At 70.6% G+C, this 22196-nt stretch carries 18 protein-coding genes and 1 pseudogene; 14 read left to right on the top strand and 5 right to left on the bottom strand.

Going from position 1 to position 22196, the window contains the following annotated elements:
• Positions 1-3: 3 nt before the first annotated feature.
• Both E4U92_RS02880 and E4U92_RS36450 read left to right on the top strand, forming a co-directional pair.
• The gene (locus E4U92_RS02880) at positions 4-1623 is read left to right on the top strand and encodes an MFS transporter (RefSeq protein WP_137298647.1); all 1620 of its coding nucleotides are present in this window, start codon (positions 4-6) and stop codon (positions 1621-1623) included.
• Between the two features lie 263 nt (positions 1624-1886).
• Positions 1887-2195 carry a small hydrophobic protein gene (locus E4U92_RS36450; protein WP_229862329.1) on the top strand — a complete coding sequence of 103 codons (309 nt, stop codon included), beginning with the start codon at positions 1887-1889 and terminating at the stop codon, positions 2193-2195.
• Between the two features lie 54 nt (positions 2196-2249).
• On the opposite strand, the pseudogene E4U92_RS02875 reads toward E4U92_RS36450, so the two are convergent.
• Together E4U92_RS02875 and aceE are read right to left on the bottom strand one after the other, a co-directional pair.
• A pseudogene (locus E4U92_RS02875) lies at positions 2250-2963 on the bottom strand (potassium channel family protein); the annotation flags it as partial.
• Between the two features lie 98 nt (positions 2964-3061).
• Positions 3062-5809, bottom strand: a complete 2748-nt coding sequence (gene aceE / locus E4U92_RS02870; RefSeq protein ID WP_137298645.1) for a pyruvate dehydrogenase (acetyl-transferring), homodimeric type — start codon at positions 5807-5809, stop codon at positions 3062-3064.
• 352 nt (positions 5810-6161) lie between these two features.
• Between aceE and E4U92_RS02865 the strand changes: the two genes are divergently transcribed.
• The 6 genes from E4U92_RS02865 to E4U92_RS02840 all read left to right on the top strand — a co-directional run bounded on the left by E4U92_RS02865 (position 6162) and on the right by E4U92_RS02840 (position 10628).
• A complete protein-coding gene (locus tag E4U92_RS02865) occupies positions 6162-6599 on the top strand; it encodes a DUF3052 domain-containing protein (protein ID WP_168374711.1) in 438 nt (145 codons plus the stop codon).
• 148 nt (positions 6600-6747) lie between these two features.
• On the top strand, positions 6748-7206 hold the full coding sequence (locus tag E4U92_RS02860; protein WP_137298643.1) for a peroxiredoxin: 459 nt from the start codon (positions 6748-6750) through the stop codon (positions 7204-7206).
• Positions 7207-7319: 113 nt separating this feature from the next.
• Complete coding sequence (locus E4U92_RS02855; RefSeq protein WP_137298642.1) at positions 7320-7895, top strand: TerD family protein; 576 nt, start codon at positions 7320-7322, stop codon at positions 7893-7895.
• A gap of 97 nt (positions 7896-7992) precedes the next feature.
• Positions 7993-8568 (top strand): TerD family protein, encoded by a 576-nt coding sequence (locus E4U92_RS02850; RefSeq protein ID WP_067231246.1) that lies wholly within the window; start codon positions 7993-7995, stop codon positions 8566-8568.
• 50 nt (positions 8569-8618) lie between these two features.
• Positions 8619-9767: a DUF475 domain-containing protein gene (locus E4U92_RS02845; protein WP_137298641.1), complete on the top strand. Its 1149-nt coding sequence runs from the start codon at positions 8619-8621 to the stop codon at positions 9765-9767.
• A gap of 123 nt (positions 9768-9890) precedes the next feature.
• Complete coding sequence (locus E4U92_RS02840) at positions 9891-10628, top strand: TerD family protein (protein WP_137298640.1); 738 nt, start codon at positions 9891-9893, stop codon at positions 10626-10628.
• 31 nt (positions 10629-10659) lie between these two features.
• Here E4U92_RS02840 and E4U92_RS02835 read toward each other — a convergent pair whose 3' ends face one another.
• Positions 10660-11406, bottom strand: coding sequence for a TerD family protein (locus E4U92_RS02835; RefSeq protein WP_137298639.1), 747 nt, complete (start codon positions 11404-11406; stop codon positions 10660-10662).
• A 185-nt stretch (positions 11407-11591) separates the two neighbouring features.
• Between E4U92_RS02835 and E4U92_RS02830 the strand changes: the two genes are divergently transcribed.
• Genes E4U92_RS02830 through E4U92_RS02820 form a run of 3 tightly spaced genes read left to right on the top strand, consistent with a single transcriptional unit; the run spans position 11592 to position 16089 of the window.
• Complete coding sequence (locus E4U92_RS02830) at positions 11592-12776, top strand: HpcH/HpaI aldolase/citrate lyase family protein (RefSeq protein WP_137298638.1); 1185 nt, start codon at positions 11592-11594, stop codon at positions 12774-12776.
• A gap of 26 nt (positions 12777-12802) precedes the next feature.
• Positions 12803-15271, top strand: a complete 2469-nt coding sequence (locus tag E4U92_RS02825; RefSeq protein ID WP_137298637.1) for a phosphoribosyltransferase — start codon at positions 12803-12805, stop codon at positions 15269-15271.
• Entirely contained in the window at positions 15271-16089 is an 819-nt protein-coding gene (locus E4U92_RS02820; protein ID WP_137298636.1) for an HAD family hydrolase, read from the top strand. Before E4U92_RS02825 ends, E4U92_RS02820 begins: the two co-directional genes overlap by 1 nt.
• Positions 16090-16210: 121 nt before the next feature.
• Here the strand turns inward: E4U92_RS02820 and E4U92_RS02815 are convergent, their stop codons facing one another.
• Positions 16211-16426, bottom strand: a complete 216-nt coding sequence (locus tag E4U92_RS02815; protein WP_137298635.1) for an FmdB family zinc ribbon protein — start codon at positions 16424-16426, stop codon at positions 16211-16213.
• A 313-nt stretch (positions 16427-16739) separates the two neighbouring features.
• Here E4U92_RS02815 and E4U92_RS02810 point away from each other — a divergent pair, with 313 nt between their 5' ends.
• From E4U92_RS02810 to E4U92_RS02800, 3 genes are all read left to right on the top strand, one after another.
• Positions 16740-18920 (top strand): transglycosylase domain-containing protein, encoded by a 2181-nt coding sequence (locus E4U92_RS02810; protein WP_174863678.1) that lies wholly within the window; start codon positions 16740-16742, stop codon positions 18918-18920.
• 48 nt (positions 18921-18968) lie between these two features.
• Positions 18969-20246, top strand: coding sequence for a polysaccharide deacetylase family protein (locus E4U92_RS02805; protein WP_137298634.1), 1278 nt, complete (start codon positions 18969-18971; stop codon positions 20244-20246).
• A 114-nt stretch (positions 20247-20360) separates the two neighbouring features.
• A complete protein-coding gene (locus E4U92_RS02800) occupies positions 20361-21533 on the top strand; it encodes an amidase domain-containing protein (protein WP_168725020.1) in 1173 nt (390 codons plus the stop codon).
• Here E4U92_RS02800 and E4U92_RS02795 read toward each other — a convergent pair whose 3' ends face one another.
• Positions 21534-22109 (bottom strand): DUF4383 domain-containing protein, encoded by a 576-nt coding sequence (locus tag E4U92_RS02795; RefSeq protein WP_137298632.1) that lies wholly within the window; start codon positions 22107-22109, stop codon positions 21534-21536.
• Positions 22110-22196: the final 87 nt, after the last annotated feature.

Raw genomic sequence — 22196 nt, 5'->3', positions numbered from 1 at the left:
GGTATGACTAGTCAGACCACCGTCGACGCGAAGGGGCCGGGGGACGAGGCACCCGCGGGCCGTTCGGACCATGGGCCCTCCGCGGGCCTGCGCGGTCACCCCTGGTTCACGCTGATCACCGTCGCCGTAGGGGTCATGATGGTGGCCCTCGACGGCACCATCGTGGCCATCGCCAACCCGGCGATCGCGAAGGACCTGGGCGCCACTTTCGCCGAGGTCCAGTGGATCACCAACGCCTACTTCCTGGCCCTCGCGGTCTCCCTGATCACCGCGGGCAAGCTCGGCGACCGCTTCGGCCACCGCCAGACCTTCCTGATCGGCGTGGTCGGCTTCGCCGCCGCCTCGGGCGCGATCGGCCTGTCCGACAGCATCGCCCTCGTCGTCACGTTCCGGGTGTTCCAGGGCCTGTTCGGCGCGCTGCTCATGCCGGCCGCCCTCGGCCTGCTGCGGGCCACCTTCCCGGCCGAGAAGCTCAACATGGCCATCGGCATCTGGGGCATGGTCATCGGCGCCTCCACCGCCGGCGGCCCGATCCTCGGCGGCGTCCTCGTCGAGCACGTGAGCTGGCAGTCGGTGTTCTTCATCAACGTCCCGGTCGGCGCTCTCGCGCTGGTCCTCGGCGTGCTGATCCTGCTCGACCACCGCGCCGAGAACGCCCCGCGCTCCTTCGACCTGCTGGGCATAGCCCTGCTGTCCGGCGCGATGTTCTGCCTGGTGTGGGCCCTGATCAAGGCGCCGACCTGGGGCTGGGGCGACGGCACCACCTGGCTGTTCATCGTGGTCTCGCTGGTCGGCTTCGTCGCCTTCGCCTTCTGGGAGACGAAGGTCAAGGAGCCGCTGATCCCGCTGCGGCTGTTCCGCTCCGTCCCGCTGTCGGCGGGCGTGGTGCTGATGGTCCTCATGGCCATCGCCTTCATGGGCGGCCTGTTCTTCGTGACGTTCTACCTCCAGAACGTCCACGGGATGAGCCCCATCGACGCGGGCCTGCACCTGCTCCCGCTCACCGGCATGATGATCGTCGGCTCGCCGCTGGCCGGCGTGCTGATCACCAAGCTCGGCCCGCGCGTCCCGCTGGCCGGCGGCATGCTCTGCACCGCGGTCGCCATGTACGGCATGTCCACCCTGGACACCGGCACCGGCAGCGCCGTGATGTCCCTCTGGTTCGCCCTGCTGGGCCTGGGCCTCGCCCCGGTCATGGTCGGCGCCACCGAGGTCATCGTCGGCAACGCGCCGATGGAGCTGTCCGGCGTGGCCGGCGGCCTGCAGCAGGCGGCCATGCAGATCGGCGGCAGCCTCGGCACGGCCGTGCTGGGCGCCGTTATGGCCTCCAAGGTGGACAGCGACCTGCCGGGCAACTGGAAGGACGCGGGCCTGCCCCCGCTGACGCCGGGCCAGCTCGACCAGGCGTCCGAGGCGGTCCAGGTCGGTGTCGCGCCGGTGCAGCCGAGCATGCCCGAGGCGGTCGCCGCGAAGATCACCGACGTCGCCCACGACACCTTCATCTCCGGCATGAGCCTCGCCTCGCTCGTCGCGGCCGGGGTGGCGGTCGTCGCCGTGTTCGTCGCGCTGCTGACCAAGCGCGGCGCGAACGCGGACGCGGGCGCGGGCGTCGGCCACCTCTGACGCCGGCGGCCGGGGCGCCCCGCACACCTGACGGGACGTCGACGCGTTTCCCTCATCAGGGTGAGAGCGCCCCGGTCCGCCCGCTCCCGGCGCGCGCCGCAGGTCACAGTGGGTCAAGCCCTGCGCAACGCAGGGCCCGACCGGGCCGCGGCGCGCTGCCGGAGGGGGACAGCGCGCCGCCGCCCCGGCCCCGGCGGCGCATGATCCGGGCCCGCGCGGTTACCCGCTTCTGTGAACTGGTCCTACGGTTCTGGGAGTTGACGATGACGGGCTTCGGGCAGCACGGGACGCGCGGGTACCCCCGCACACGTGGCCGGATGGGGTCACGGTCCGGGCCGGATCGCGCGACGCTCGGCATCATCGGGCTCGTCTGCGCGGTCGCGGGCTTCTTCACCCTCGGGATCGTCCTCGGTCTCGCCGCGATCGTCTGCGGCTGGCTGGCCATGGGCCGCACGTGGGCGGGCTCCCGCCCCGTACCGGCCCTGGTCGCCGTGGTCCTGGGCGCGATCGACACCCTGCTGGCCGTCATCTGGCTGGCCGGCGCGGCCGGCCCGGGCGGTGGCCTGCTGTGACACCGGCACCTCCCGGCCGAGGGCCGTCGGGGCCGTCGGCCGGAGCGGCGCGGACAGCGCGGCGACCTCCGCCCGCAGCCGCCGCACCTCCTCGGTCAGCGCCTCGATCGCCTCGGTCTGCCGGCGCTCCTCCACGTCGTCCTTCTCGAAGCGGGAGATGAACCAGGCGGCGATGTTCGCGGTCACCACACCGAGCAGGGCGATCCCGGACAGCATCAGCCCCACGGCGAGGACGCGACCCAGGCCGGTGGTCGGCGCGTGGTCGCCGTAGCCGACGGTCGTCATCGTGGTGAAGGACCACCACACCGCGTCGCCCAGGGTGCGGATGTTCCCGTTCGGCGCGTCCCGCTCGACCGACAGCACGGCCAGCGAGCCGAACATCAGCAGCCCGACCACGGCCCCGGCGACGTACGTCGTCAGCCGGATCTGCGACGCCATCCGGGCGCGCCGCCCCACCAGCATCAGCGTCGACACCAGCCGCAGCAGCCGCAACGGCTGCAGCATGGGCAGCACCACGGCGCACAGGTCCGCCCAGTGCGACCGGACGAAGTCCCACCGGCGCGGCGCGAAGCCCAGCCGGGTCAGGTAGTCGACGGCGAACGCCCCCCACACCACCCACTCGACCACCGTGCAGACCCGGGTGAGCGCGTGTCCCGCCGAGGTGTCGACGATCGGCACGGCGTAGGCGACGGCGAAGAGCACCGCCAGCACGAACAGCGGGCGCTGGGTGGCCTGCTCCCACCGGGCCTGTGCGGTCTGTCGGTCCATGCGGGCATCGTAGGGACCTGGGGACGGGCGCCGGGGCCGCGCCGGTGGTGGGGACCCGGCCCCCGCCACCGGCGTCGGGCCGGCCGGCCCGGGAGCGGCTACGCGTCCCCGCCCGCCGCGCCCGGGTCGGCCGCGGTGACGTCCAGGAGCTGGTACCGGTCGATGGCCTGCTTGAGCACGGACCGGTCCAGCCTGCCCTCCCGCGCCAGCTCCGTGAGCACCGCGACCACGATCGACTGCGCGTCGATGTGGAAGAACCGGCGCGCGGCCCCCCGGGTGTCGGCGAAGCCGAAGCCGTCGGCGCCCAGCGACTGGTAGGTGCCCGGCACCCAGCGGGCGATCTGGTCCGGGACCGAGCGCATCCAGTCGGACACCGCCACGAACGGACCCTGCGCGATGCTGAGCTTGCGGGTCACGTACGGCACCCGCTGCTCCTCCTCCGGGTGCAGCAGGTTGTGCCGCTCGACCTCGACGGCCTCGCGCCGCAGCTCGTTCCAGGAGGTCGCCGACCACACGTCGGCCCGGACGTTCCAGTCCTCGGCGAGGATGCGCTGCGCCTCGACCGCCCAGGGCACGGCCACGCCCGACGCCATGATCTGCGCCGGGATCTCGCCCGCGGTGCCCTCGCTGAAGCGGTAGATGCCCTTGAGGATGCCCTCGACGTCCACGTCCGCCGGCTCGGCCGGGTGCTGGATGGGCTCGTTGTAGACGGTGAGGTAGTAGAAGACGTCCTCGCCCGGCTTGCCGTCGGCGGTCTCCCCGTACATCCGGCGCAGGCCGTCCTGCACGATGTGCGCGATCTCGAAGCCGAACGCCGGGTCGTAGGCGACACAGCCCGGGTTCGTGGAGGCCAGGAGCTGGGAGTGGCCGTCCGCGTGCTGCAGGCCCTCGCCGGTCAGCGTCGTGCGGCCCGCGGTCGCGCCCAGCACGAAACCGCGCGACAGCTGGTCGGCCATCTGCCAGAACTGGTCGCCGGTGCGCTGGAAGCCGAACATCGAGTAGAAGACGTAGACCGGGATCAGCGGCTCGCCGTGCGTGGCGTACGAGGAGCCGGCCGCGATCAGGGACGCCGTGCAGCCCGCCTCGGAGATGCCGTCGTGCAGCATCTGGCCGGTCGGCGACTCCTTGTAGGCGAGCAGCAGCTCACGGTCCACCGACTCGTACTGCTGGCCGAGCGGGTTGTAGATCTTCGCACTCGGGAAGAAGGAGTCCATGCCGAACGTGCGGTACTCGTCCGGCGCGATCAGCACGAACCGCCGGCCGAGTTCCTTGTCCCGCATGAGGTCCTTCAGGAGCCGCACGAAGGCCATGGTCGTCGCGATGGACTGCTGGCCCGAGCCCTTCTTCACGGTCGCGTACGTCTTGTCGTCCGGCAGCGGGAGCGGCTTGGCCCGCACCACCCGGGTCGGCACGTAGCCGCCGAGCGAGCTGCGCCGGTCGTGCATGTACTGGATCTCCTCGGAGTCGCGCCCCGGGTGGTAGTACGGCGGGGCGCCGGACTCCAGCTCCTTGTCGGAGATCGGCAGGTGCAGCCGGTCGCGGAAGCGCTTCAGGTCGTCGACCGTCAGCTTCTTCATCTGGTGCGTGGCGTTGCGGCCCTCGAAGTTCGGGCCCAGCGTCCAGCCCTTGATCGTCTTGGCGAGGATGACCGTCGGCTGGCCCTTGTGCTCCACGGCCGCCTTGAACGCCGCGAAGATCTTCCGGTGGTCGTGGCCGCCGCGCCCGAGGTGCAGGATCTGGTCGTCGGTCATGTTCTCGACCATGGCGCGCAGCCGGTGGTCGTCGCCGAAGAAGTGCTCGCGGATGTACCCGCCGGACTCGGTGGCGTACGTCTGGAACTGGCCGTCCGGCGTGGTGTTCATCTTGTTGACCAGGATGCCGTCCCGGTCCTGCGCCAGCAGCGGGTCCCAGGTGCGGTCCCAGATCAGCTTGATCACGTTCCAGCCGGCGCCCCGGAAGACCGACTCCAGCTCCTGGATGATCTTGCCGTTGCCGCGCACCGGGCCGTCCAGGCGCTGGAGGTTGCAGTTGACCACGAAGGTCAGGTTGTCCAGGCCCTCACGCGCGGCGATGGAGAGCTGGCCGAGCGACTCCGGCTCGTCCATCTCGCCGTCGCCGAGGAAGGCCCACACGTGCGACTTCGAGGTGTCGGCGATCTCGCGCGCGTGCAGGTAGCGGTTCATCCGCGCCTGGTAGATCGCGCCGATCGGGCCGAGACCCATCGAGACGGTCGGGAACTCCCAGAAGTCCGGCATCGAGCGCGGGTGCGGGTAGGACGACAGCGCGTACGGCGCCTTGGACTTCTCCTGGCGGAACCCGTCCAGGTGCTGCTCGCTCAGCCGGTCCAGCAGGTACGCGCGCGCGTAGATGCCGGGGGAGGCGTGGCCCTGGAAGAAGACCTGGTCGCCGCCGAGCCCGTCGTCCTTGCCCCGGAAGAAGTGGTTGAAGCCCACGTCGTAGAGGGAGGCGGAGGACGCGAACGTGGCGATGTGACCGCCGACGCCGATGCCCGGGCGCTGGGCGCGCGAGACCATCACGGCCGCGTTCCACCGGGTGGCGTTGAGGATCTTGCGCTCGATCTCCTCGTTGCCGGGGAAGAACGGCTCGCTCTTGGTGGGGATGGTGTTGACGTAGTCCGTGCTGCGCATCTCGGGCACGGCCACGCGCTTCTCGCGGGCCCGCTCGATCAGCCGGAGCATCAGGTAGCGCGCCCGCTCCCGGCCGCGTTCGTCGACGGCGGCGTCGAGGGAGTCGAGCCACTCCTGGGTCTCTTCGGGATCGAAGTCAGGAACCTGACTCGGAAGGCCGCCAATGATGATCGGATTGCGATCGGATCCGGAAGCCACGCTGTTCCTTACCTGTCAGAGGGCACCGCTGGGGGCCACATTCCGGTATGCCTGCACCGCCCCCATCGTGTACCTCCGGGCGGCCGAACGGCATCTCTACTGTGGGGTAACCAGGAGCTGGTACCCGCAGGCGGTTCCGAAACACGCAAACAGGGCAGAAAGGTGTGGGGTGTGTCACGCTCGGTGGGCGGCGGGTGCCGGAAGTTGGGGCGAGACGGCCGGTATCGTCACCGTTTCGGCGGTCCGGATCGCCGGGTACTTGCGCGATCCGCCCCGCCCGTGTGGACTACGGCCAATGCTTCGCGCACGCGCGTGGCTGAGACATTCCCAAAACATGATCAGGAGGCAACCCGTGAGCGCGACCGCGGACCACGCGGAGGAGCGGACGAACCCTGCCGCCAGGCTGGGGTTCCAGCCCGGGCAGGTGGTCCAGGAGATCGGCTACGACGACGACGTCGACCAGGAGCTCCGCGAGGCCATTGAGGAAGCCATCGAGGGCGACCTGATGGACGAGGACTACGACGACGTGGCCGACGCCGTCGTGCTCTGGTTCCGTGACGACGACGGCGACCTGACGGATGCGCTGGTGGATGCCACCACGTACATCGAGGAGGGCGGCGCGATCCTGCTCCTCACGCCGAAGACCGGCCGTCCGGGCTACGTCGAGCCGAGTGACATCTCGGAGGCCGCGACGACCGCGGGCCTGACGGCGTCCAAGAGCGTCAGCGTCGGCAAGGACTGGAGCGGCAGCCGGCTGGCGACGCCGAAGGGTGCCGCCAAGAAGCGGTGACCCCGCCTCCCCGCGTACCGGGCCGGACCTTCCGGGGTCCGGCCCGGCCCTTTGGCGGCGGTCCGGTCGCGGCGCCCGGGTGATCGCTCCGTAGGCTGTCCCCCAGCGTGTTCTCACCCGGACAGCCCACGAAAGGGATCCCACGACGATGGCCATCCAGGTCGGCGACAAGGCCCCCGACTTCGAGCTCAAGGACAACCACGGCGCGACCGTGAAGCTGTCGGACTTCCACGGCAGCAAGAACGTCGTCCTGCTCTTCTACCCCTTCGCCTTCACCGGCGTGTGCACCGGCGAGCTGTGCGAGGTGCGCGACAACCTCCCGCGCTTCGCCGACCGCGAGACCCAGGTGCTCGCCGTCTCCAACGACTCCATCCACACCCTGCGCGTCTTCGCCGAGCAGGAGGGCCTGGAGTACCCGCTGCTGAGCGACTTCTGGCCGCACGGCGAGGTCTCCCGCGCCTACGGCGTCTTCGCCGAGGACAAGGGCTGCGCGGTGCGCGGCACCTTCGTCATCGACAAGGAGGGCGTCGTCCGCTGGACCGTCGTCAACGCCCTGCCCGACGCCCGGGACCTGAACGAGTACGTCACGGCGCTCGACACCCTGTGATTCTTCGGCGTCAGGGCCTGCGACAGGTGGGAACCCGTCACTAGGATCGACACGTTGATCCGATATCCGACGCACGACGGGGCTCCCGCCCCCGAACACCAATGGAGGACCCCGTGGGAGTCAGCCTCAGCAAGGGCGGCAACGTTTCGCTGACCAAGGAGGCCCCGGGCCTGACCGCGGTCCTCGTCGGCCTGGGCTGGGACGCCCGCACGACGACCGGCACCGACTTCGACCTCGACGCCAGCGCGCTGCTGCTGAACAACACGGGCAAGGTCGCCAGCGACCAGAACTTCGTGTTCTTCAACAACCTCAAGAGCCCCGACGGCTCGGTCGAGCACACCGGTGACAACCTCACCGGTGAGGGCGAGGGCGACGACGAGGTCATCAAGGTCAACCTGGCCGGCGTCCCGGCGGACGTCGAGAAGATCGTCTTCCCGGTCTCCATCTACGAGGCCGAGAACCGCCAGCAGTCCTTCGGCCAGGTCCGCAACGCCTACATCCGCGTGGTGAACCAGGCCGGCGGCGCCGAGATCGCCCGCTACGACCTCAGCGAGGACGCCTCCACCGAGACCGCCATGGTCTTCGGTGAGCTCTACCGGCACGGCGCGGAGTGGAAGTTCCGTGCCATCGGCCAGGGCTACGCCTCGGGCCTGCGCGGCATCGCGCAGGACTTCGGCGTCAACGTCTAAGCCGATGTCCTCACCCGTCCGGCGCCGTACCGTGCACACGGTCGGCGCCGGACGTGCACCACAACCGAAGAAGCACATCCAGGGGAGGACCAGCATCATGGGCGTCACGCTCGCCAAGGGGGGCAACGTCTCCCTGTCCAAGGCCGCGCCGAACCTCACACAGGTGATGATCGGGCTCGGCTGGGACGCGCGCTCCACCACCGGGGCCCCGTTCGACCTCGACGCCAGCGCGCTGCTGTGCAACGGCGGGCGGGTGCTCGGCGACGAGTGGTTCGTGTTCTACAACCAGCTCACCAGCCCGGACGGCTCGGTGGAGCACACCGGTGACAACCTCACCGGTGAGGGCGAGGGCGACGACGAGTCGATCCTGGTCGACCTGTCCCGGGTGCCGGCCCACTGCGACAAGATCGTCTTCCCGGTCTCCATCCACATGGCCGACGAGCGCGGCCAGACCTTCGGACAGGTCTCCAACGCCTTCATCCGGGTGGTCAACCAGGCCGACGGCCAGGAGCTCGCGCGCTACGACCTGAGCGAGGACGCGTCCACCGAGACCGCCATGATCTTCGGCGAGCTCTATCGCTACCAGGGCGAATGGAAGTTCCGAGCCGTGGGCCAGGGGTACGCGTCAGGCCTTCGGGGTATCGCTCTAGACTTCGGGGTCAACGTTTCGTAAAGCCGAGTGCGGCACGGGGGAATCCCGTACACGTACGGATTGGGTAGCCAGTGCTTCTGAAAACCTTCGGCTGGTCGTTCGCGGTCACCGCGCTCGGCCTGGTCGCGGCGGTCTTCTACGGGGGGTGGGAGGCCTTCGGCATCGTGGCCATCCTCTGCATCCTGGAGATCTCGCTGTCGTTCGACAACGCGGTGGTCAACGCCGGGATCCTGAAGAAGATGAGCCCCTTCTGGCAGAAGATCTTCCTCACGGTGGGCGTGCTCATCGCGGTCTTCGGCATGCGGCTGGTCTTCCCCGTCGTCATCGTGGCGATCAGCGCCAAGATGGGGCCGATCGAAGCCGTCGACCTCGCACTGAACAACAAGGACCGCTACCAGCAGCTCGTCACCGACGCGCACCCGGCGATCGCCGCGTTCGGTGGCATGTTCCTGCTGATGATCTTCCTCGACTTCATCTTCGAGGACCGCGACATCCAGTGGCTGCGCTGGATCGAGCGGCCGCTGGCCAAGCTCGGCAAGGTCGACATGCTGTCGGTCTGCATCGCCCTGATCGTGCTTCTCATCACCGCCTTCACCTTCGCCACCCACGCCCACCAGCACGGCGGCGCGCACGTCGACAAGGCGCAGACCGTGCTGATCTCCGGCATCGCCGGCCTGATCACGTACATGGTGGTCGGCGGTCTGTCCGGCTACTTCGAGGACCGGCTGGAGGACGAGGAGGAACGCGAGCACGAGGCCGAGGAAGAGGCCCGGCGCAGCGGCAAGCAGGGGTCGGCCGTCACCCTCGCCGGCAAGGCCGCGTTCTTCATGTTCCTCTACCTGGAAGTGCTGGACGCGTCCTTCTCGTTCGACGGCGTGATCGGCGCCTTCGCCATCACCAACGACATCGTGCTCATGGCGCTGGGCCTCGGCATCGGCGCGATGTACGTGCGGTCGCTGACGGTGTACCTGGTCCGCCAGGGCACCCTCGACGACTACGTCTACCTGGAGCACGGCGCCCACTACGCGATCGGTGCCCTGGCCGTGATCCTGATGATCACCATCCAGTACCAGATCAACGAGGTCATCACCGGCCTGGTCGGCGTCGTCCTCATCGCCTGGTCCTTCTGGTCCTCCGTACGCCGCAACAAGGCCATCGCGGCGGCCGAGGGAAAAGCTGAGGGCTCGGACGACAAGGCAGAGGTCTCGTCCGGGGTGTGAGACCGCGAGCACGCCCGGGTGTGATCAGCTTCCGGGTGAGGAACGCTCTGAGCGGGGCGGCCGTCGAGGAGGAGTCCTCCCGGCCGCCCCGCCGGTTTCTTCGTCATGACTGTGGGGGCGGGAATGGGGTTGTTCGACGGGTTCTGGAGCGGGCGGGCGGCCGACTTCGACTCGGGCAGCGCGGCGAGCAACGCGATCGAGCTGACCAAGCGGCACCACCAGGTGTCCCTGACCCGGCAGGGGGCCGCCACCGGCAACCTGCGGGTCAACCTCACCTGGCGGATGCGCACCTCGGACTTCGGCGGGCCGCAGCGCGAGAGCCTGCTGCGCCACCCGTTCAAGGCGCTCCGGCCCCCGGAGGTGGTGGGCCACAGCCAGAGCATGGTCAACGTCGACCTGGACCTGGGCTGCCTGTACGAACTGGCCGACGGCACCAAGGGCGTCGTCCAGCCGCTCGGCGGCTTCCTCGGCGACGTCAACGCCCCGCCGTACGTGAAGCTCAGCGGCGACGACCGGTTCGGTTCGGCGTCCGGCGAGACGATGTACGTCAACCTCGACCACCGCGAGGACATCAAGCGGCTGCTGGTCTTCGTGTACATCTACGACCAGACGCCGGCGTTCGACCGCACGCACGCCGTGGTGACGTTGTACCCCAGCAACGGGCCGCGCATCGAGATCGGGCTGGACGAACGGCACCCGCAGGCCCGCTCCTGCGCCGTGGTGATGATCGAGAACGTCAAGGACGAACTCGTCGTCCGCCGCGAGGTGCGCTTCGTCTACGGCTTCCAGGCGGAACTGGACCGGCTGTACGGCTGGGGCCTGCAGTGGGGCCGGGGCTACAAGTCGAAGGTCGAGAAGTAGCCCCCGTCCGTACCCTCTGGCCGGTGTCCCGTCACCGCCCCACGAACTGCGGCCCCATCGGCGGCAGCGCGAAGTGGTCCGGGTAGGCGTAACCGTGGGTTGGCAGCGACGACGGGTAGCCGTACGCCGGCTGGGACGGCGGCTGCGGCGGGGCGGGGACCGGCTGGGTGGGCTGCTCCGGGGGCAGCGGCTGGGACACCGGCGCCACCGGGTCCGCCGCCCGGTCCGCCTCCTCCGACTCGTCCACCGAGATGCCGAAGTCGGTGGCCAGGCCCTTCAGGCCGTTGCTGTAGCCCTCGCCGAGCGCGCGGAACTTCCACCCCTCACCCCGGCGGTACAGCTCCCCGCAGATCAGGGCCGTCTCCTCGCCGGTCTCCGGGCGGATGTCGAAGCGGGCCAGCGGCTCGCCGTCCGTGGCCGACGCGTCGTACAGCAGGATGCGCAGGTCGCGTACGCGGTCGAAGGTGACGCCGTCCGCCGAGGCGACGAGGAGAATCTGGCCGACGGCGGGCTCGACACCGGCCAGGTCTGTCTGGATCGTGTCGGTGAGGCCCTCGGCGACCCGCTTCTTGCCCAGGCGCCAGACCTTCCCGGACGGGTGCCGGGGCTGGTTGTAGAAGACGAAGTCCTCGTCGGACCGCACACGGCCGTCGGGGCCGAGGAGCAGCGCGGAGGCGTCGACGTCCGGGACGCCCTGTCCGGGTGTCCAGCGCAGCACCGCCCGTACGGTGGTGGCTTCGAGCGGGACGTTCGACCCCTTGAGCATCGCGTGCGTCATACCGGTCATCCTGCCCTCTCGGTCCTGGCCACGACAACGCGGGGTGCGGGGGATTTCCCCGGGGGCAGACGTCCCGTCACCGGGAATTCACGCCCTGCGGGAACCCCGGACACAACGCGGTACGTACTATTACCGGCCACCCGTCCACCACATCCACAGGCTTACCTTGCGCCACGGGGAGCTCCATGCGTCATTTCGGGCACGTCGCCCCTGAGGTGCGGCAACGCCTCTTCCACCACGAGCCGTGCACGTTCACCGCGGACTCGCCGGCCCGGCTGCTCTCCGCGGCCCTGGGCGCCACCCTCTACAGCCCCGCCACCCGGCCCCGGCTCGCCGACGACATCGTCAAGCAGAGCGCCCAGGGCGTGGTGTCGATGGTGCTGTGCCTGGAGGACTCCATCGGCGACGAGGACGTCCCGGCCGGCGAGGAGAACCTCGTCCGGCAGTTCGCCGACCTCGCCGGCCGGTTCGCGGGCGAGGGCGACGGGGCCGTCGAGCTGCCGCTGCTGTTCATCCGGGTGCGTACCCCCGAGCAGATCCCCGACCTGGTCGGGCGGCTCGGCCCGGCCGCGCGGCTGCTGTCCGGGTTCGTGATCCCCAAGTTCACCGGCGAGCGGGGCATCCCCTTCCTGGAGGCCCTGGCGGTCGCCGAGGCCGCCTGCGGACGCCGGCTGTTCGCCATGCCGGTGCTGGAGTCGCCCGAGCTGCTGTACCGCGAGTCGCGCGTGGAGACCCTGGAGGGCATCTTCCGGGCCGTGGACAAGTACCGGGACCGGGTCCTGGCGCTGCGCCTGGGCGTCACCGACTTCTGCTCCTCCTACGGCCTGCGCCGGGCGCCCGACATGACGGCCTACGACGTCCAGATCGTCGCCTCCGTGATCGCCGACGTGGTCAACATGCTGGGGCGGGCCGACGGCACCGGGTTCACCGTCACCGGGCCGGTCTGGGAGTACTTCCGGGTGCCCGAACGCATGTTCAAGCCGATGCTGCGGCACAGCCCCTTCCTCGAGGGGCAGGCGGTGGAGCTGCGCGAGAGACTGATCGAGCACGCGATGGACGGGCTGCTGCGCGAGATCACGCTCGACCACGCCAACGGACTGCTGGGCAAGACGTGCATCCACCCGTCCCACGTGCCGGCCGTGCACGCGCTGTCCGTCGTCAGCCACGAGGAGTACAGCGACGCGGCCGACATCCTGCGCCCCGAGCGCGGCGGCGGGGGAGTGCTCAGGTCGCAGTACACCAACAAGATGAACGAGGTGAAGCCGCACCGCGCCTGGGCGGAGCGGACCATGCTGCGCGCGGAGGTCTTCGGCGTCGCGCACGAGGACGTCAGCTTCGTCGACCTGCTCGCCGCCGGCATACCCGGCTGAACCCCCACCTCACCCCCTAGGGACGCATGAACAACGCAGTGAACAACGCGGTCTGGTCCGGCACCTGGGTCGCCGAGCGGCTCGGGGTCGAGCTCGTCGGCGACCCCGGCCTGACGGAGCTGCTGGGGCTCGCCCTGCGGCGCAACCCCAAGCGGGCGCACCTGCTGGTGTCGAACGTGCTCGGCAAGCACGTCCCGCAGTCGCCGTCCGTGGTCTACGGCTCCGGGTTCGCCCTGGGCCGCCGGGTGCGCGAGCTGCTCGGCGCGCGGGAGGCGGCCCGCGCCGTCGTGCTGGGGTACGCGGAGACCGCGACCGGGCTCGGCCACTGCGTCGCCGACGGTCTCGGCAGCGCCCCCTACCTGCACTCCACCCGCCGTCCGGTCCCGGGCGTGGCGCGGGCGGGCGGCTTCGAGGAGTCCCACTCGCACGCCACGTCCCACCTGCTGCTCCCCGAGGACCCGGCCCTGCTGGCCGGCGACGGACCCCTGGTCCTGGTCGACGACGAGTTCTCCACCGGCAACACGGTGCTGAACACGGTCCGCGAACTGCACGGCCGGTACCCGCGGCGCCGGTACGTGGTGGTCGCCCTGGTCGACGTGCGCTCGCCCGCCGACGCCGGCCGGCTCGCGGACCTCGCCCGGGAGATCGGCGCCCGGGTGGACCTCGTGGCGGCGGCCTCGGGGACGGTGCGCCTGCCGGAAGGGGTGCTGGAGAAGGGGCAGGACCTCGTGGCGTGCCACGAGACGGCCGCGGCCCCGCAGCCCCCGGCCGCAGCGGGCCCGGAGGCGGGCCGCCCCCGTGTCACCGCCGTCGACCTGCGCTGGCCGCGCGGGCTGCCCGACGGAGGCCGGCACGGCTTCACCCCGCACCACCGCGCCCGGCTGGAGCGCGCCCTGCCCGCCCTCGCCGCCCAGCTCGCCGAGGCGATACCCGGCGACGCCCGGCGCGTCCTCGTCCTCGGCTCGGAGGAGCTGATGTACGCCCCGCTGCGGCTCGCCCGCGAGCTGGAGCAGCTCGTGACGGCCGAGGTCCGCTACTCCACCACGACCCGCTCGCCCGTCCTCGCCGTCGACGACCCCGGCTACGCCATCCGCACCCGGCTGGTCTTCCCCGCCCACGACGACCCGGCCGACGGGCCCGGCGAGCGCTACGCCTACAACGTCGCCGGCGGCGGCTTCGACGCCGTGGTCGCCGTCGTCGACTCGGCCGGCGACACCCCCGCCCTGCACGCCCCCGACGGACTGCTCGCCCGCCTCGCCGCGCACGTGCCGCACGTGCTGCGGGCCGTCGTGCCGTCGTACGTCCCCGCGCCGCCGTACCTCCCCGAAAGGACAGCCGTGCTGCCCGAACCCCTCCGCGGTCCCGCCTTCTCCTCGTACGCGCCCGAGGAGGTCGGCTGGCTGCTGCAGGACCTCTCGGACGTGACGCTGGAGGCGCCGACCGAGGAGCGCGAGGAGGCCATCCAGAGCGGCGGCGCCCACTACGCGGAGTCCCTGCCGGTGGAGTACCAGCCCACCGAGCAGTACCAGCAGCTCTTCCACGCCGCCCTGGAGACCTCCGCGGCCCGCCTCGCGCACGCCGTCGGCGTCGTCACCGAGACGGTGATCGCCGAGCGGTCGCCGCGCCCGGTCCTCGTGTCCCTGGCCCGCGCCGGCACCCCGGTGGGCGTGCTGATGCGCCGCTGGGCCCGGTACCGGCACGGCCTGGACGTGCCGCACTACGCGGTGTCCATCGTGCGCGGACGCGGCATCGACGCCACCGCGCTGCGCTGGCTCGCCGCCCACCACGACCCGGCCGACGTGGTGTTCGTCGACGGCTGGACCGGCAAGGGCGCCATCACCCGCGAACTGGCCGCCGCGATCCAGGAGTTCGAGGCGGCGGGCGGCGCGAGCGGGTTCGACCCGGAGATCGCGGTGCTCGCCGACCCCGGCTCGTGCGTGCGCACCTACGGCACCCGCGAGGACTTCCTGATCCCCTCCGCCTGCCTCAACTCCACGGTGTCCGGGCTGATCTCGCGGACCGTGCTGCGCGCCGACCTGGTCGGCCCCGACGACTTCCACGGTGCGAAGTACTACCGGGAGCTGGCCGGCGCCGACGTCTCCGGGCTCTTCCTCGACGCGGTCTCCGCGCGCTTCGACGAGGTCGCCGACGCGGTGGACGGCGCCGTCAAGGAACTGCTGGCGAGCGACCGCACGCCCACCTGGGAGGGCTGGGCCGCCGTCGAGCGGATCAGCGAGGAGTACGGCATCCACGACGTGAACCTGGTCAAGCCCGGCGTCGGCGAGACCACTCGGGTGCTGCTGCGCCGGGTGCCCTGGAAGATCCTGGCCCGGGCCGGGGCGGGCGCCGACCTGGAGCACGTGCGGCTCCTGGCCGAGCAGCGCGGGGTGCCCGTCGAGGAGGTCGAGGGGCTGCCGTACACCTGTGTGGGGCTGATCCACCCCCGGTTCACGCGCGGGGCGACCGGCGCCGACGGCAAGGCGGTGGCCCTCTGATGCCGGTGCTGGTGGCGAGCGACCTGGACCGTACGCTCATCTACTCCGCGGCGGCCCTGGCGCTGACCATGCCGGACGCCCGGGCACCGCGGCTGCTGTGCGTCGAGGTGCACGAGAGCCGTCCGCTGTCCTACCTGACGGAGACGGCCGCGCAGCTGCTGACCGACCTCGGGGACGCGGCGGTGTTCGTGCCGACGACCACCCGCACGCGCAAGCAGTACCTGCGCATCAACCTCCCCGGGCCGGCCCCGGCGTACGCGATCTGCGCGAACGGCGGGCACCTGCTGGTCGACGGCGTGACCGACGCCGACTGGCACGCGGGCGTGCTCGCGCGGCTGGCGGACGAGTGCGCGCCGCTCGCCGAGGTGCGGGCGCACCTGGAGGCGACCGCCGATCCGCTGTGGGTGCGCAAGCACCGCGTCGCCGAGGACCTGTTCGCCTACCTGGTCGTGGAGCGGGAGCTGCTGCCCGAGGAGTGGGTCAAGGAGCTGGGCGCCTGGGCGGAGAACCGGGGCTGGACGGTGTCGTTGCAGGGCCGCAAGGTGTACGCCGTGCCCAAGCCGCTGACCAAGAGCGCGGCGGTGCGGGAGGTCGCGCGGCGCACCGGGGCGGAGCTGACGCTGGGCGCGGGTGACTCGCTGCTGGACGCGGACCTGCTGCTGGCGGTGGACCGGGGCTGGCGCCCCGGCCACGGGGAGCTCGCCGAGACGGAGTGGACGGCGCCGGGGGTGACGGCGCTGCCGGAGCGGGGGGTGGCGGCGGGGGAGCGGATCCTCCGGGAGTTCCTGCGGAGCGTGCGCGGGGGGCCGTCTGCCTGACGGCGACGGGGCGCGGTCCGGGGTGGGGTGTCAGGTCGTCCGGCGGCTGTCCGTGCGTCGTGGCCGGTCGCGCAGTTCCCCGCGCCCCTGGGGGGCACGGGGCCTGCGGCCCCTGCCCCCGTCAGCCGCAGCAGCCGCCCCCGCAGCAGCCGCCTCCGCCGCCGCCCCCGCTCGGGCGGGGGGTGGACGCCGTGCCGCCGACGGCGACCGTCGAGAGGAGCTTGACGGTGTCGTCGTGGCCGGCCGGGCAGTTGGCCGGGGCGGAGGACTCCGCCATGGGACGGGACAGTTCGAACGTGTCGCCGCAGGTACGGCAGCGGTACTCGTAGCGAGGCATGCCCCCAGGCTAGCCACTGGGAGACGGGTGGGGCGCCCGTCACCGCGGGTGTGACGCGTTCTGCCCTGTTCCTGTGTGGAGAGTTTGCGAAGGGCGCTGGTAATTTGATTGAGCCGCGAGGACCACGAGGTCGAGGGGATTCAGGGTTTGCGGCCGCGCTGCGGCAACTGACATCAAACCCTTGTACGTCTGTACGTCTGCCTGCGCGAGCAACAACGAGTGCGGAGGGAGGCGCGCAGTCGTGACCCAGGCAGGGCGAGGGAAGAACGACGGGGGCGGCGACGACGAGGTTCCCCTGGAACCGGACGCCACCATGCAGTTGAAGGTCCCGTCGCTGCCGCGACCGGACGAGACCATGCAACTGCGCGTCCCCCTGCCGGACATATCCGGAACTCCGGACAAGCCCGACAAGTCCGAGATATCCGACGCGGCCCGCTCCGTGCGCGGCCGCCGCAAGGCCGCCCAGCCCTCCCCCCGCGAACGCCTCACCGCCGCCCTCGGTCCCCACCTCGCCCGGGCCTCCGCCGCCCTCGCCCCGGCCGTCGCCTTCCTCGCTCCCCACCTGCGCCGCCTGCGCCCCCAGTACCCCCGTCCCGGCCGGGACGACTGGCGCCGCTGGATACCCTCCTGGCGGCAGTGGCTCGGCGGGATCCTCGGCTCCCTGGGCCTGAGCACCTTCTTCCTCGTCGTCGCCTACGCGGCCACCGACATCCCCGACAACCTCAACTCCTACGCCACCCAGCAGGACAACGTGTTCTTCTGGGCCGACGGCACGCCCATGGCCCGCACCGGCTGGGTGCAGCGCCAGGCCATGCCGCTGAAGGACATCCCCGAGGGGGTGCGCTGGGCCGTCCTCGCCGCCGAGAACGAGAGCTTCTACTCCGACCCCGGCATCTCCTTCAAGGGCCTGACCCGCGCCCTGTTCCGCACCGTCGGCCAGGGCGACACCCAGGGCGGCTCGACCATCACCCAGCAGTACGTCAAGAACGTCTACCTGAACCAGGACCAGACGGTCAGCCGCAAGTTCACCGAGGCGATGATCTCGCTCAAACTCGACAACAAGATGAGCAAGGACAAGATCCTCGAGGGCTACCTCAACACGAGCTGGTTCGGCCGCGGCACCTACGGCATCCAGCGCGCCTCCCAGGCGTACTACGGCAAGGACGTCAGCAAGCTGAACGTCTCCGAGGCCGCCATGCTCGCCTCCCTGCTCAAGGGCGCCGGCCTGTTCGACCCGACCCTGGGCAAGGCCAACCACGACCGGGCCGTGGAGCGCTGGTCCTGGATCCTCGACCGCATGGTCAAGATCGGCAAGCTGTCCCCGGCCGAGCGGGCGAAGTACAGGACGTTCCCCGAGCCGCTGAAGCAGAACCCGCTGTACGACACCGGCCAGCAGAGCGACTACCTGGTCGAACTCGCCACCCAGTACGCCAAGAAGACCGGGCACATCTCCGACAAGGACTTCGACCTCGGCGGCTACCAGATCTACACGACCTTCGACCGCAACCGTGAGGCGCAGCTCACCGACGCCGTCACCCAGGCCCGCAAGAAGGCGCAGCGCGACGACCCGAAGACCGCCGCCGACGCCCACTACGGCGCCGCGTCCGTCGCCACCGACGGCCGGATCCTCGCCGTCTACGGCGGCCCCGACCACCGCAAGCAGGGCTACAACGAGTCCAACGCCACCACCGTCCCCGCGGGTTCGGCGTTCCTGCCGTTCGTGTACGCGGCCGGGCTCGAGCACGGCGTGCACAAGACCCGTGAGGGACCGGCGACCCCGGTGACCGGCGAGTCGCTGTACGACGGCGACGACGGCGTGCCGGTGACCACGCCCGAGGGCCCGTACTGGGACCGCAGCGGCCGCAAGGTGGCCGCCCACAACGACGGCGGCACCTCCTACGGGCAGATCTCCCTGCACCAGGCGCTCGCCAAGTCGGTGAACACGCCGTTCATGCAGCTCGGCATGGACACCGGGCTGGCCAACGTGCGGGCCACCGCCCAGGCCGCCGGGCTGCTGTCCTCCAGCCTCGGCGCGCAGGTGCCCGCGCTGTCCCTGGGCAGTTCCACGCCCAGCGCCATCCGCATGGCCAGCGGCTACGCCACGTTCGCCGCCGACGGCAAGCACACCGAGCCGTACTCGGTCCGCAAGATCACCCACAACGGCACCAAGGTGCCCCTGGAACTCCCCACCGCCCGGCGCGCGATCGGCGCCGGAACGGCCCAGGAGGTCTCCTCCGCGCTGCGGGACGCCTTCCGCACGGCCCACCCCGGCGCCGCCTCCGCCACGGCCCAGGTCGCGGGCAAGGCCGGCACCACCGCGGACGACACCGCGGCCTGGTACGTCGGCACGGCCAAGGCCGTCTCCACGGCGGTCGTCGTCTACCGCATCGACCTCGCCAAGAGCCTCGAACCCCTGCCGCTGAAGGGCGTGGCCGGAAAGTCCGGTGACGTCCCCTACGGCATCTGGTCAGGTGCCATGAGTCCGCTCGGCTGACCCCGACGGCACCGCTCCCGCCCCTGTCCCCAAGAGAATGAGCCGCACATGAAACACCCGTCGGGCCGCCGCCGCAAGGCCCGCGCAGCGCGCCATCCCGCGACCCGCCCGGGCTTCGTGTCGCTGGCCGCCTTCCTCGTGGTGGCCTCCCTGCTCACCGGCTACCTGGTGCTCACCCGCTCCGACAACACCGCCCCCACGGCGTCGGCCAAGGACGACAAGGCGTCCGCGAAGCAGACCAAGGAGCCCGAGTGGGACGGCCGCACGCACGTGCTCGGTGACGGCTCCACCTCGTACACCGGCCCCCAGACGGGACAGTTGAAGCCCGTGCCGCTCAAGCCGGGCGAGAAGCCGCCCCAGTTCGTCGTCTTCTCCTGGGACGGCGCCCTGCAGGGCGACGACCAGCTCTTCTCCCACTACCGGAAGATGGCCGAGGAGTACGACGCCCACATGACCTTCTTCCTCACGGGCATCTACCTGCTGCCCAAGAGCAAGAAGGACCTGTACTCCCCGCCGCAGCACCCCAAGGGCTCGTCGGCGATCAGCTTCCCCACCGACGAGCACATCCGCACCACCCTGGAGCAGCTCGGCGAGGCGTGGAAGGAGGGCAACGAGATCGGCACCCACTTCAACGGCCACTTCTGCGGCGCCAAGGGCGGCGGCGACTGGAGCGTCGAGGAGTGGAAGAGCGAGATCGACCAGTTCTACGACTTCGTGGAGCACTGGAAGACCAACACCGGCTACACCGACATCGGCCCGCTGCCCTTCGACTTCAAGAAGGAGGTCACCGGCGGCCGCGCGCCCTGCCTGGAGGGCCAGCCCAACCTGCTGAAGGCGGCCAAGGGCTACGGCTGGCGCTACGACGCCTCCTCCACCGGCGACTTCCAGATCTGGCCGGCCAAGAAGAACGGCCTGTGGGACTTCCCGCTGCAGCTCCTGCCGTACGACAACGGCAAGATCCAGGCCCTGTCGATGGACTTCAACTTCCTCTACAACCAGTCCGAGGGCGAGACCGACGGCGACCCGGCCAAGTACGCCCAGTGGCAGCAGATGACCACCGACTCCTACATGGCCGGCTTCAACCGCGTCTACTACGGCAGCCGCGCCCCGCTGTTCATCGGCAACCACTTCGAGGAGTGGAACGGCGGCATCTACATGAAGGCCGTCGACGACGTCATCAAGAACGTGTGCACCAAGAAGGACGTCAAGTGCGTGTCCTTCAAGGAACTCGCCGACTGGATGGACGTGCAGAAGCCGGCCACCCTGGAGCGGCTGCGCACCCTCGACCCGGCCCAGTCGCCCGACTGGTCGAGCGTGGTGCAGTGACGGTCCCATAACGGGCTCGGTTCCACTTCGGCATCCCCCTTCACAAAGGCCGCACAGGGCATGCGAGGATTCCGGTCCCGGCATCCCTCCGCCGGGGTAAGAGGGGAATCTCTAGTGAAGTCAAGGAAATTGAGCCGTACGCGGCGCCGCGCGACCATACTGACGGCAGCCGCTGCCTCGGTCGTCGCGGGTGTGGCGCTGCTGCCCAACTGGAGCGCGGGCGCCGCGGTCGTCGACGACCCCACGGTGGACGCGAAGACCAAGGCCACCTTCCAGAAGCTGGCCGACGCGTTCTTCACCGACCGCACGGACGCCCTGGTCGACGGCGCGCAGAGCAAGCGCGACAAGCCGCTGACCGCCGGCTTCTCCGGTCATGTGAAGCTGTCGTCCGGCCTGTCCCGCACCGAGGACAGCGCCCGGGACACGCTCGAGGGACGCAAGGACAAGCTGGCCTCGCTCGGCGAGGAGTACAGCAAGGCGAACACCGCCGTCACCCTGAACGCCACGCGCGTGGAGGGCCGCAGGGCCACCGTCGCCGTCACCGAGACCACGACGCTGACGTACGCCCAGGCCCGCGGCAACGAGCCCCGGACCACCGGGTTCCAGGCCGGTCACGAGCTGACCTTCAAGGCCGACCGGCACGGGAACTGGCAGCTCACCGACGTCAAGGACACCGACTCGGGCCTGGCGGTCAACACGCTGTCCAAGCCGGCCGTGAAGGCGCCCACCACCGCGGACGACGGCGACACGATGCCGAACGCCCCGCGCGCGGCGACCACCCGCAACCCGGTCGCGGTGCCGAAGACCGGCACCACCTACGACTACAAGGCGATGGCGGCCTACGCCGAGAAGTACTGGAACGTCTACAACAAGGACTACCCGGACTTCAACGGCCACGGCGCCGGCGGCGACTGCACCAACTTCGTCAGCCAGTCCCTGAAGGCGGGCGGCTGGAAGCACGTGCCGGGCTACGTGTACGACTACACCAAGTGGTTCGGCACGGCCGACATCCAGTCCGACTCCTTCGTCGGCGTCAACGAGTGGTCCTGGTTCGCCCAGAACTCCAAGCGGACCAAGCCGCTGGCGAACGTCTACCAGCTCGAGGTCGGCGACGTCCTGCAGATGGACTTCGACCGCGACGGGTCCAAGGACCACACGATGATCGTCACGGCCAAGAGCGGCGGCGTGCCGTACGTGACCTACCACTCGAACAACACCTTCCGCCGGTCGGTGGCGAGCCTCATCGCGTCGTACCCGACCGCGTACTACTACGCCTACCGCACCTGATCAGGGGGCCTGTTCGGGCCTGTTCAGGTTCGGGTACTCCTCCCGCCGCTCCCGTCCGGGGTCCTCGTCGGTCGCGAGCTCGGGGTGGCGGGCCCGGAAGTACGGGTTGTCGTGCGGCAGGGACGAACCGACCCTGCCGTACATCCCGAACGTCATCAGCAGCAGCCCCACCACGAAGCTGAACAGGCAGTTCTGGATCTGGAAGGCCAGGAAGTTGTAGTCGGTGTCCAGCAGGCTGAGGTTCAGGAAGCCGTTCAGGATGAACAGCACGCCGAGCGTCATGTTCAGCGTGGATGCGAAGTTCCCGCCGATCACCATGCCGACGAAGAGCAGCAGCCCGACGGCGACCGACAGCCAGCTCAGCGCGCCGTTGGTGTTCAGGCCCAGCACCTGGTCGCCGCCGGTGTCGAAGGTGCCGATCTTGTCGAGGATGCCGAGGATGCCGAAGGCCACGAGGAACAGGCCCATCAGTCCGGCGCCGATCCGGTAGACCCGGTTCAGCCGGTGGTCGACCGGGAGGTGGTCGTTGAACCGGATGCGTTGCCGCGGCCCGGACCGCACTGCGTGGGTGGCCATCTCCGCCTCCTTGCGTTCAGGGGAGCCGAGCGCCCGCCGCGCACCGGCGACGGGCCCTGCCTCCCCTTCAGCATCCGCCCCCGCGCG

It is taken from the genome of Streptomyces galbus, assembly GCF_005280195.1.
Lineage (GTDB): Bacteria > Actinomycetota > Actinomycetes > Streptomycetales > Streptomycetaceae > Streptomyces > Streptomyces galbus.
This window is presented reverse-complemented; position numbering and strand designations above follow the sequence as displayed.